Source organism: Endozoicomonas sp. ALE010 (assembly GCF_049310165.1).
Lineage (GTDB): Bacteria > Pseudomonadota > Gammaproteobacteria > Pseudomonadales > Endozoicomonadaceae > Endozoicomonas.
Genome location: NZ_JBLYNV010000097.1, coordinates 1 through 12,606 on the forward strand (window position 1 = coordinate 1; position 12,606 = coordinate 12,606).

A 12,606-nucleotide genomic window follows, 5' to 3' on the forward strand; every position below is an offset into this window, starting at 1 on the left:
CCATGATGCTGCCCACCACGGCGGCACCGCTGGCGGCTACCCTGAGTACTGGCGCAGTAGCCGATATCGCCCTGGGGGCTGCGGCCGCCTTTGTGGTGGCAGGGGTGGTGGCAGGGAGGTACATTTATCGTCATTATTGCCGCGGGTCATCCCCTGCCGCTGCCGATGACTCGCAGGAGTTGGTGGCCATCAATACTGTGGGGCAGGCAGAGGAGGCGGGTGCCCAGTCGATGATAGAAGCCGTCAGTAAAGAGGCAAGAGGAACCTGTCAGTGAACCACGCTCCGAAACCTCTCCTCCAAAGCCGCCCGGGCTGAAAAAACCGGCACGGTTACTGAACGGGGCAATTATGTTTTTTTGCCCCGGCCTTACGCAGTATTTTTATGATCGGCTGGTTGCCCTGATGACAGGCCAGATCAAGGGGGCTGGTGCCGTTGCGGTCGGCGAGGTTGGGGTTTGCGCCTTTTGTCAGCAATTCCAGCACGGAACTCTCAGACCCCTTGAGGACGGCACTGAGCAGGGGGGTCTTGCCACTCTGGCGGGCGATATTGGTATCCGCGCCGTTGTCCAGCAGAAATTTCACAATGGCCTTGTTCTCCGTTTCTACTGCCAGGTGCAGGGCCGTTGAGCCATCTTCAGTGGCCAGGTTGATGTTTGCCCAGCCATTGGACAGGCGGGTGACAATGGGCAGGTGGCCACGTTTTGCGGCAATATGCAGGGCTGCCCAGCCATCGCTACTGGTAAGGTCAAGTTCGGCCTTCTGCCTGATCAGGTATTGGACGATCTTGACTCTACCTTCCTGGGCCGCCAGGTAAAGGGGCGTTTCACCGGTGCTCAGTCGGGCATTGATGTCCGTATTGGCAGCAATCAGCGCTTCCACAATCCTCTCATGGCCAGCACTGGCGGCCAGATGCAAGGGTGTCAGGCCATTGTTGTGGGCAATGCCGGGATTAGCCCCGGCCTCGAGCAGGGCCTGGGCGATGGCCTCAAAGCCTTTAAGTGTGGCAATGTACAGCGCGGTTTTGCCATTGTTCAGGGCCGCATTGATAAAAGTATTTGCCCTGCTGTCTGCCAGCAGAACCTGCAGGACGCTCAGTTTGCCATGCCGGGCGGCCACATGCAGCGGCGTTAAGCCGTTGTCAGAAACTGCCCCGGGATCGGCACCTTTGGTTATCAGGGCCCCTGCGATATCCCGGAAGCCACCCTCTGCCGCGATGTGTAAAGGCGTCAAACCGTCCATGGCGGTAAAGTTAACTCTCGCCCCAATGGCAATCAGATGCTCGACGATCGGAAAAAGTCCCTGCTGGACGGCACTGAATAGCGGTGTTTCGCCGTTATTCCGGGCAACATGGATATCTGCCCCGGCCTTGATCAGGGTTACCAGGCACCGCAGGCTGCCATACTGGGCGGCGATGAATACGGGAGTTTCGCCGGTCACCAATCGGGCCTCAATATTCGCCTGCCTCTCCGCCAGGGCCATGACGATACTGGCGTGGCCGTACTGGGCAGCAAGGTGCAGGGCAGTAGTACCATCGTTACTGGCAGCATCAAGGTTTGCAGCATTGTTGATCAGGGCCAGCACAATCGCCAGGTGGCCAGCCCGTGCCGCCAAATGCAAGGCAGTATAGCCATCTTCACAGATCCCATTGAGCCGGGTCCGGGCATCCTCAGCCAACAGTTGCAAACAGGTTTCACAACCACTGCTGGCGGCCATGTGCAGTGCCGTCCAATCATCATCATGGGTGGCCGCATTTGGATCAGTCCGGGGATCGCCGAGCAGGGTCTGCAAACACAGCCTGTGGCCATGGCGAGCAGCAAGATGGAGTGGGGTGGTTCCGTCCTTCAGAGCCTTATTGGGATGAACCCCGGCATCCAGCAATAGTTGTGCGATGGTTGCATGTCCCTGGTGGGCAGAGATAAGCAGTGGGGTCCAGCCACTCTTGCTGGCCTGGCCAGGAGATCCGCCGTTAGCCAGCAGCACTTGTACACAGGCTTCCCGGCCTTCCCGGGCGGCAATATACAGGGGCGTTGAGCCATCCTTGCAGCAGGCATCGGGAACGGCCCCACACTCGAGCAACATGGCAACCACCTTTACATGGCCTGCGCGGGCGGCCAGAAACAGGGGCGTTTCTCCGCGCTTCAGGACGGCATTGAGATTTGCCCCACCCCTGGCGAGGGCGAATACCACCTCTTCATGCCCTTTTTCGGCGGCAATATGCAGTGCAGTTGAACGATACTGGAAGGCCGTGTTGGGGTCAGCCTCAAGACTGAGCAGGAGGCGGACCATAGGGGGATGGCCTTTCAGGGCGGCAACATAGAGCGGTGGAGCACAGTCCTCACCGGAGATATTGGGGTTTGCCCCAGCGGCCACCAGGGTTTTGACAATCTTCTCATGGCCATGGCTGACGGCGACAAACAGCAAGAACACGTTGTTACCGGTAACCTGCGACTTGAAGGACTGCTGCACAATATCCGGACAGGATTTCAGAAACGTCTGGAGGGTCTCGAGATCACCGATCGTGCAAGCCTGGACCGGCGCTGCCTCGCAATATTTGTTGGGCAACCGATATCCCACCGGAGCCTGACGAATCAGCGGTATTACCGGTTGCTGACAGACATAGCAGTGCCGTCCATGCAGTGGTTGTTCATCAAGCCAGTTGGTAATGCACCGCAAGTGAAAACGGTGATGACAGGCGGTGGTGACCATCTCCCTTGGTCCTGACTTGCCCATACTGCTTTCATGGCAAATGCTGCATACGGGGGGGGTAGTCGCTGGGGTGCTATCAATGGTTTTCATAGCATCAGAAGGTATTGAATCAGAAAATCAAGAGTTTGAGTAAAGGCATTAAATAAACTGGAAAGTTCCCGGGTACGAAATAAATAGAACGTAACTATTACCTCAAACTATATTCCCGGCTTTTTTCCTGTTTTATAAGATTTCTTGCCCATTGCCCGTTACCAATAATTCAAACGGTTCCTTGCATCGCCTGTGCCTTGTCTACCCTTGCCCTTATTTTGCGAGGGAATAACGTTGATATCTCAACCTACTGTTCAGTTAACAGGCGCAGCCACTGCCTCGGGCTCCATACCGGTTCAGCCAGGGGAGAAATGGGGCGTATGGGCAGGGATGAGGGTCGCTTTCTGGGATGGTTTTATTCCATTTTGGCAGTCCTGGGATCCTGATTATGTACCCCCCCAAGATGCAGTCGTCGGTGCAACCGGATAAAGGTCCGGCCTTCACTTTTGGCAGCCCCGGTGGGAAGGACAGTAGCTTTTTCGAGGGTGTTGCGCTGGGTGCCCGACTGGTGTCGCCTTATACGGTGCTGCCAGCGGAGATCGGCACGATGCTGCGGGGTTTTATCACGCTTTCCTCAGCGACCCGGCTCAGGGATCTTTTTGGTGCGACTAAAGGTTTGCCACCAGGGCAGAGCCAGGCAGACAGCCCGGTGGACGGCTCGCCAACAAACGACAAAGGCAGGAAAAAAAGAAACCGCAGCAAACACCACAACGCACCAGCCTACCGGCCAGCGCCTCCGTCGGCCTTGGCCAGCTACCGAACGCTGCCGTGGCACTGGGTGCCCTGTCTGGCCTGACCGCTGCGGCGGCTGCATCCCCATCCGGCAGTAAAACCGAAGGGTGGATTAAGGTGCCGAATGCCACAACCCTGGGCAAGATTGGCCGTGATCCGGACTATCCACTGAATGGCACTTACCGGCAGACGGCGGATATTGATGGTAGCCAGCTAAACCAGTCCATTGGTAATAAGAACGATCCGTTTACCGGGGAGTACGATGGGCAGTGCCGTACCATCAGCAACCTGTCTAAATGTTTTGTTGACACTCTGAAACAAGGCCGCATCCATCACCTTCACTTTACTGGTGCCAATATAAATTCCAAGGAGGTGGCTGGGTTAGCAGCCTGTGTTGTTGATGTTAATGGCACAGTCAGTGATATCTGGGCCGAAAATGTTCATATTTTCACCTTGGGTAAAAATGCAGACGCCGGCATCGGGGGGGGCAGGTTTCCGGAACGGTTGCCAACACCACGGCGGTGAACAGCACGGTCGAAACCTCGGGTTGGAATGCAGACGCCGGCATCGGGGGGGGTACCGTGGAGGAACGGTTGCCAACACCACGGCGGTGAACAGCAGGGTCAATACCACGGGTGACAGGGCAGACGCCGGCATCGGGGGGGGGGGTAGTGGAACGGTTGCCAACACCACGGCGGTGAACAGCTATGTCAATGGCATTAAAGAGGGGAATTCTTCTATCTCCAATGATCAGCTTCTTTGCCAAAAAGCAGACCTGCGTGTGTTAACAGCCGATTGCTCTTTGAGAACTGAATTTCTGGATGCGTTGGATTTTTCGTACGATGCGCTGGATGTTTCGTACAGTGATGCTTGCCCGGTAAATGCCGCTACAGCGACAACAGCCGCTACAGTGCCAACAGTCGCCACAAGGCGCGGGGCCGTGGTTGCCGATACTACGCAGATGAACAGTTTTGCCAGGAGCACAGGTTACTCTTCAGGCGTAGCCAGGGAGCCATTACCGGCCACACCGGCACCGACGGTAGCGGACTCCACCATGAACTTAACCGGCCTGCCGGGGGCCACCATGACGCTGCCCACCACGGCAGCACCACTGGCGGCTACCCTGAGTACCGGCGTAGTAGTCGGTATCGCCCTGGGGACTGCTGCCTTTGCGGTGGCAGGCGTGGAGTTAGGGAGGTACATTTATCGTCGTTATTGCCGCGGGTCATCCGCTGCCGATGACCCGCAGGAGTTGGTGGCCATCAATACTGTGGGGCAGGCATATGAAGAGATTGAAACTCGCAATCTCCGCAGAATAAGAACCGCTGTAAAGTAGATCATTTCAATGAGTTTGATATGCACAATCTCCGTTCACCCTGAGCGGAGTCGAAGGGTGCCAGGCACGATCTATCATGCTTCGGAGTTAACGCCCTTCGATGCTTCGACAAGCTCAGCACTCAGGACGAACGGAGTTTGGAGGCTCCGAAATGTGGAAATTATTCAAGGACTATTCCTTATTGCCATGGAAGCAACGGGTCGTTAACACTCATGCAAAACAGCAGCACAGGCTTTGACAGGCTCGCTTTGGCAGAGGTAGCAAAACTGGAGAATGGTGGCATAGATCGGCATTTTTTATGCCTGAACCACCATTTTTCCTATGACATGCCGATTAAACTGTTTATTACGCCAACATATCGATAAAAACAACTCTTGAGAGATGGCACATGGGGACTTTGATTCCATCAGATAAAAGACCAACACCTCCCACAACAACAGCACCACGCTCTGAACAGCCTGCCAAGAAGTCCCGATTCAATTTCAGCTTTCTACGATTTGGCCGAAAAATTGCCCGATCTAATAATAACCAGACCAGCAGTTTAACGACTCAAAAAAACAATAATCTATCAAGTCTTGAACCCAAAAACATTCAGCAGAAAAAGATTAAGATCCTCAAAGCCGATAAAACAATTAAATCATTGGATCAGCTGGGCGAGAAGGTTAAACAGCTTCACGAAAGTAACGCTCTTATCGGTGAGCAACGGGCATCATTAGCTCAGCAAAGAGCCAAATTGTTAAGCAAGGAGAAAATTCCCCATTATGATGCGGTAGTGGCCGGTGCCGGTCCGACAGGATTGATGGCAGCGGTAGAGCTGGCAAGGAAAGGTCACAAGGTTTGTCTGTGTGAAGGCCGCAATGAAGAGGAGTGGGATATCCGCTCAAGCGTTATGGCTTTAGGGCCAGAAGCAACTTATGCAATTAATCAGATGTTGGACGCTCTGGAAAGCACTCACGGCCCGGGATACGTTTTTTCTCACAGAAAGAAATCGGATATAACGCATCCAAAAAGCCTGGCAAACATTCGGGAACAAGTAAGGCGCAACAGCTATATCAACTTACAGACCGACGTTATCCAGCGTATCTATATAGAATACGCGAAAACAAAATATCCGGATTTGATAGATATCAAGCATCAAGCCAGAGCCGGTTCTTTTAACCCATGGATTCAAACCATGGATTTACAACCATCGGGGCGTATTGCTTTCGATTCAATTATTCATGCCGATGGCGTGCATGGAACATCGCGCCAATCGTTACAAGAATTGGGGGCCAGCCTGGAAAAAATAACGGTCAATACCCCTTTTAGCGGCAGATGCCAATGCGCCTATATCCATCATCCAAGCTGGGCAGAGATCAAAACCGGTGCCCTCCTCAAGGCCAAGGAAAAAATACCTGCTGACCTGTTGCCTGAATTCAAGAAGCTGGGATGGAGCAGCAACTATTACCCTCAGTGCTACATTTTCTTATCCCATGCCAACTCTGAGAAATTGTGGATTTCCGGACAGTGCCCCACAAACCTCAAACCCGAACAACAGCTTGAGTGGAATGCACTGATTTGTGCAGCGACAGTGACTCCGACGAGGCGGGCTTGCCTGATGGCACCAACCTACGTCGATACCGACAGCCATACCGCACGAGGGTCAAAAAAGGAGAACTTGAGCCATGCCATTTTCACTGTAGAGAAACAAAAGCTGGCACAACCTTCCGTGGCACTCCCTTTTGGCAAGAGTGAAGCTATTGGTGATGCAAAAGAGACACCCAATTTTTTCTTTGCCGAGGGTTTGAAAAACGCGGATAAGGATGTGAAAGATTTGGCAATTCCATTCACACCCAGAAAAGCCAGCTCATTTCCGCTGAACATACCCTTTTTAATCAAACAAATCATATCTCGTATTTTCTGACCAATTGGACAGTCACTCTGCGGCGTTACAACTCCGGTCCATAGCTAAGGCTATGCTCCCTTCTTTGTGCCTTGCAATGCAGGGAGTACCTTGAAGCTGCTAACGGCTACGGTTCTTGGCAGTGGCTTTGTTCTGTTTAAAGTTTCAACAAGGCTCTAAAATTTCCACTGATAATTCAAACGGTTCTTTTCACCGTCTGAGTCTTGCCTATTCTTGCCTTATTTTGCGAGGTAATCACTTTGATATCCCAAACTACCATTCAGCCAACGGGCACAGCCACCGTTCCCGGGTCCGTAGCGGTTCAGCCAGGGGAAGGGGGAAATGGGGGGCTATGGTCAAGGTTTAAGGTCGCCACCCAGTACGTTGTGATCCCGTTATTGCACTCTTTGCATCCTGATTATAACCCCCCCGGGGTGCTGCAGTCGGCGCAAGGGGATGAAGGTCCACTGTTCACCATTGGCAGTTCCGATGGGCAGAACAGTAGTTTTTTCCAGAGTGTTGCGCTGGGTGCCCGGCTGGTGTCGCCTTACACAGTGCTGCCAGAGGAGATCAGCACTCTGCTGGAGGGCTTTGTCACCCTTTCCACGGCGGCCCGGCTCAGGAATCTTTTTGGTGGGTCGGCTACCGCTTTGGCACCAGGGCAGAGCCGGGCGGACAGTACGGTGGACGGCTCCCCAACAAACGACAAAGGCAAGAAAAAAAAGAAATCACAGCAAACACCTCAGCCGACCAGCCCACCGGCCACCGCCTCTGCCCGGACTGGCCAGTTGCCAAACATGGCCCTGGCACTTGGAGCTCTGGCCAGCCTTTCCGCTGTCGGCGGGTCATCAGCAACAACACCTGCACACACCAAAACGCCCGCCCCAACCACAGAGCCTAAGGCAGCATGCGCTGATGGTGAGTTCCCCTGTGACAACGGCGAATGTATTCATGCCGGTCATCAATGCGATGGGGAGGTCGATTGCGCTGATGGTTCCGATGAGAACTGCACACTGGCTGACTGTGACAGGCTGGAACGTAACTTTTTCTGCGACGATAACAAAAGATGTGTCAGTGCCGATTTGCGATGTGATGGGAAGAAAAATTGCGGCGATGGCTCCGATGAGAACTGCACACAAACTGACTGTGATAAGCTGAACCGTACCTTTTTCTGCGACGACAGCCGCTGTATTAGAACCGGTTGGCTATGTGATGGGGAGGCAGAGTGTGAGGATGGCTCCGATGAGAACTGCACACTAGCTGACTGTATTAAGCTGGGACATAACTTTCTCTGCGATGATAACAAAAAATGTGTTAGTGACGCTTTGCAATGTGATGGGGATGCGGAGTGTGAGGATGGCTCCGATGAGAACTGCACACTAGCTGACTGTGATAGGCTGAACCGTACCTTTTTATGCGACGACAGCCGCTGTATTAGCGCCGGTTGGCAATGTGATGGGTATATTGATTGTGATGATGGCTCCGATGAGAACTGCACACTGGCTGACTGTATTGAGCGGGGACATAACTTTCTCTGCGATGATAACGAATGTGTTACCGCTTTGATATGTGATGGTATAGACAATTGCTACGATGGCTCGGATGAGCGGGTGGAGTTATGCAACCTTGTCTCTTCCGGCCTGTCGGGAACCACCATGGCACTGCCCACCAGTGCGGCACCGCAGGCGACGGTATCAAACCCCGCCATGAACATTTCCGGCCTGTCGGGGGCCAGCATCATGACACTGCCCACCAGTGCGGCACCGCAGGCGACGTTATCAAACCCCGCCATGAACGTTTCCGGCCTGCTGGGGACCACTATGGCACTGCCCACCAGTGCGGCACCGCATGCGACGATATCAAGCCCCGCCATGAACTTTTCCGGCCTGTCGGGGACCACCATGGCAGTGCCCACCAGTACACCGCTGGCGGCTACCCTGAGTACCGGCGCAATAGCCGGTATCGCCCTGGGGGCTGCAGCCTTTGTGGTTGCTGGTGTGGCAGGGGTGTACATCTATCGTCATTATCACCGCAGGTCATCCCCCGCCGATGCGGATGACCTGCAGGAATTGGTGACAATCAATAATACTGCGGTACAGGAGGAGGTTGATAAACCGATGATAGAAACCTTCAGGGGAGAGGCAAGAGGGGAACCTGCCGGTGAACAACGATCCGGAAGGCCACCTCAAGAGCCGCTCGGACTGAAAAAACCACTACTACCGGAACAACCACCCATACGGGCAAGGGGCCCCGTTTTATGAGGAACTCCGGGAACAGGTGATGCCCTGTCATGAACACATAAATGAAGATGTTGGCGAATATGAAGATGTTGACTCTTGCAATCCCCGCAGAATGAGTACCGCTTTATAGCCTGATGATTAATGCAGCCAGGACAAGTGCGATTACACAAGCTGTTATAGCAACAAATCACTTCCTACTCCGGTAACCCGATTTTTCCGGGCTTTTTTGTCAGCGGGTTATATTTACAAAACTGATTGTATGGCCAATCGAAAATGACTGGGGCAGGCTTGCTTTATCCGGATGATTTTCAAACGGAAATCAGGCTTTTGAATAGTTATGGTTGAGTTAACAGGTAAAACCGTGTTAAGCGTTTAAGGGTTTCAGCCGTTACTGATTACCATGAAAATATGCTGGTTCGCATGGCTGGTTTGCATAAAAAAGTGATGGGTAAGTCAGGCAGCCTGATTTTGTTACAGGTGTTTGAGTGCTGAGTTGCCCGGAGGAAATGTGACCAGAATATTCGAGTCGGAAAGTGGCTTTAAGGTACTGGAAATAAGGCTCTGTACCGGATCATACAGGAAAATAACCCACTCCTTTACGGGAACGAGGTTGATGGTTTTCCTTGACCGATTATTGACTTCGCCTTATATATTGAAGCAATTTCTATCCCGGCTTTTCTTGTTCTGGCGAGTAGACTCTATTTCAGCAGGTCTGATTATTGAGTATGATGGGCGATTTATCTGCTCACAGATCTGACCAGCCAGAACATTGGAACAGATGACAGGACGTGTAAGGCAGCATGGGTAAATCGCTAGTTATTGTGGAGTCGCCTGCAAAGGCGAAAACGATCAACAAATATTTGGGCAAAGACTTTGTTGTCAAATCCAGTGTGGGTCACATTCGGGATTTGCCAACAGCGGGTGGGCCGAAGAAAACCGTGGATGCCAAGGCCAGGGCCAGGGCAGCTGCCGAGACTAAAAAGCTCTCACCTGAGGAGCGTGAGCGCCGCAAGAAAATCAAGGCCCGTGAGCAGTTGATCGACCGTATGGGGATCAACCCCGATAATGGCTGGGAAGCGCAATACCAGATTTTGCCGGGCAAGGAAAAAGTCGTTGACGAACTTGCCCGTCTGGCAGAAAACGCTGACACCATTTATCTGGCAACGGATTTGGACCGTGAGGGAGAAGCCATTGCCTGGCATTTGCAGCAGGCCATTGGTGGTAGCCCGGAGCGCTATCGCCGTGTTGTCTTTAACGAAATTACCAAGAAAGCCATCCAGTCTGCGTTTGAATCCCCCGGGCAGTTAAATCAGGATCGGGTTGACGCTCAACAGGCCCGCCGGTTTCTGGATCGGGTGGTTGGTTACATGGTTTCCCCGCTGCTTTGGGCAAAAATTGCCCGTGGGCTCTCTGCCGGGCGTGTTCAATCCGTTGCTGTCAAGCTGGTGGTGGAGCGTGAGCGGGAAATTCGCAGTTTTATTCCTGAAGAGTACTGGGAAGTTTATGCCGATCTCCAGGCTGCCGGGAGTGATGCCGTCCGTTTTCAGGTGGTGAAAGAGAACGGGGTAAATTTCAGGCCAACAGGCAAGGCGGAAACGGATAAAGCCCTGGCTCAGTTACAGCAGGGTCAATACGCTCTGACCAGCCGGGAAGATAAGCCAACCCAGAGCAAGCCTTCGGCACCTTTTATCACATCAACACTGCAGCAGTCGGCCAGCACGCGCCTGGGTTTCAGTGTCAAGAAAACCATGATGCTGGCGCAGCGCCTGTATGAGGCGGGTTACATCACCTACATGCGTACCGACTCCACCAATCTGAGTCAGGATGCGGTTGCCAGTGCCCGGTCCTTTATTGCCAAACAGTATGGTGATCAATACTGTCCGGAGCAGCCAAATCTGTACAGCAGCAAGCAAGGTGCCCAGGAAGCTCACGAAGCGATTCGACCATCCAGTGTTACGTTAAAGCCTGATGATCTGTCTGGAATGGAGCGGGATGCGGAGCGTTTGTACGATTTGATCTGGCGTCAGTTCGTTGCCTGTCAGATGACGCCTGCTGAGTATCTCAGTACGTCTCTGGTCGTCGACGTTAACGGCTATCAGCTCAAAGCCAGGGGACGGACATTGAAGTTTGATGGCTATACCCGGGTGCAAAAGCCTCTGGCCAGAAAAGGCGAAGATGTGATTCTGCCGGATCTGCAAAAAGGGGTAGCCCTGACCCTGGAAAAACTGGACCCCAAACAGCTGTTCACCCGCCCACCGGCCCGTTTCAGCGAAGCGGCACTGGTCAAGGAGTTGGAGAAACAGGGTATTGGTCGGCCGTCGACCTATGCGTCGATTATTTCCACCATTCAGGACCGTGGTTACGTTTCAGTGAAGAATCGCCGCTTTTATGCGGAAAAAATGGGCGATATTGTCACTGATCGTCTGAATGAGTCGTTTAATGAGCTCATGGACTTTCACTTCACGGCAAGAATGGAAGAGAAACTCGATGATATTGCTGAAGGTGAAAAAAACTGGAAGCAGGTTCTTGATGATTTTTATACCGACTTTACCCTTCAGTTAACCCAGGCTGAACAGAGTGAAGGAGGGATGCGCGCAAATGAACCCTCCCTGACCGATATAGAGTGTCCTACTTGCCATCGACCCATGATGATTCGTACTGCATCGACCGGGGTGTTTCTGGGTTGTTCCGGTTATTCACTGCCACCGAAGGAACGCTGTAAAACGACGATTAACCTGGTTCCCGGTGAAGAGGTGGAAGACGCCGATGATGAATACGCCGAGGTTAATGCCCTGCGAGCCATGCGTCGTTGTCCCAAGTGCTCTACCGCGATGGAAAGCTATCTGATTGATGAGCAGAGAAAGTTACACGTCTGTGGTAACAACCCTGATTGTTCCGGCTTTGAGGTGGAGAAGGGGAGTTACAAATTAAAAGGTTATGATGGCCCCGTACTTGACTGTGATAAGTGCGGCAGTGAAATGCAGTTGAAAACCGGGCGCTTTGGCAAATATTTTGGTTGTACCAACAGTGAATGCAAGAACACCAGAAAGTTGCTGAAAAGTGGTGAGCCTGCTCCACCCAAAATGGAGCCAGTGCCCATGCCTGAGTTAAAGTGCGTAAAAGTTGATGACCATTATGTGCTCAGGGATGGCGCGTCCGGATTGTTCCTTGCGGCCAGTCAATTTCCCAAGAACAGAGAGACCCGTGCTCCGCTGGTGGCGGAGCTATTGCCCCATCAGGCCATGATCGACCCTAAATACGGTTATCTGATGGATGCTCCCCGTCAGGACCCTGATGGCAATCCGGCAATTATTCGTTACAGCCGTAAGACCAAACAGCAGTACGTTATGTCCGAGCTTGATGGTAAGGCAACGGGCTGGAGTGCGGTATTTGAAGATGGCCGCTGGCATGAAAAGCAGTCTAAAAAGCGCCAGTCCGGTTAGATTGATCTCAAACCCCAGTTTCGTGAGACAGGGCTATGAAGCCCTGTTGTATTATGGCTGTTAAGTAGCTAACCATATGAAATCACATATTTCTGACTCCTTGTTCAGGCACTCCCGGCAACTGCTCCTGCGTTGCTCTAGCTCCTGCATCCATGCAGTCGTGCTTCGTTACAACTC

Annotated in this window: 8 protein-coding genes; 7 read left to right on the top strand and 1 reads right to left on the bottom strand. The window is 52.9% G+C overall.

The window, feature by feature from the left end:
- The coding region (locus tag ACO6UY_RS22925) for a hypothetical protein (protein ID WP_422491404.1) at positions 1–275 on the top strand (275 nt) is incomplete at its 5' end.
- A 55-nt stretch (positions 276–330) separates the two neighbouring features.
- On the opposite strand, the gene ACO6UY_RS22930 is transcribed toward ACO6UY_RS22925, so the two are convergent.
- Positions 331–2,730 (bottom strand): ankyrin repeat domain-containing protein, encoded by a 2,400-nt coding sequence (locus ACO6UY_RS22930; RefSeq protein ID WP_422448028.1) that lies wholly within the window; start codon positions 2,728–2,730, stop codon positions 331–333.
- Between the two features lie 454 nt (positions 2,731–3,184).
- Between ACO6UY_RS22930 and ACO6UY_RS22935 the strand changes: the two genes are divergently transcribed.
- The 6 genes from ACO6UY_RS22935 (at position 3,185) to topA (ending at position 12,429) form a co-directional block, all read left to right on the top strand.
- Positions 3,185–3,592 carry a hypothetical protein gene (locus ACO6UY_RS22935; protein ID WP_422491405.1) on the top strand — a complete coding sequence of 136 codons (408 nt, stop codon included), beginning with the start codon at positions 3,185–3,187 and terminating at the stop codon, positions 3,590–3,592.
- Positions 3,565–4,053, top strand: coding sequence for a hypothetical protein (locus ACO6UY_RS22940; protein ID WP_422448024.1), 489 nt, complete (start codon positions 3,565–3,567; stop codon positions 4,051–4,053). Before ACO6UY_RS22935 ends, ACO6UY_RS22940 begins: the two co-directional genes overlap by 28 nt.
- 22 nt (positions 4,054–4,075) lie before the next feature.
- Positions 4,076–4,864, top strand: coding sequence for a hypothetical protein (locus tag ACO6UY_RS22945; protein WP_422463588.1), 789 nt, complete (start codon positions 4,076–4,078; stop codon positions 4,862–4,864).
- 397 nt (positions 4,865–5,261) lie between these two features.
- Entirely contained in the window at positions 5,262–6,767 is a 1,506-nt protein-coding gene (locus tag ACO6UY_RS22950; RefSeq protein ID WP_422491407.1) for an FAD-dependent oxidoreductase, read from the top strand.
- Positions 6,768–7,006: 239 nt separating this feature from the next.
- Positions 7,007–9,007 (top strand): hypothetical protein, encoded by a 2,001-nt coding sequence (locus ACO6UY_RS22955; RefSeq protein ID WP_422491408.1) that lies wholly within the window; start codon positions 7,007–7,009, stop codon positions 9,005–9,007.
- A gap of 779 nt (positions 9,008–9,786) precedes the next feature.
- Positions 9,787–12,429, top strand: a complete 2,643-nt coding sequence (gene topA, locus ACO6UY_RS22960; protein ID WP_422448016.1) for a type I DNA topoisomerase — start codon at positions 9,787–9,789, stop codon at positions 12,427–12,429.
- The last annotated feature ends 177 nt before the right edge of the window (positions 12,430–12,606 follow it).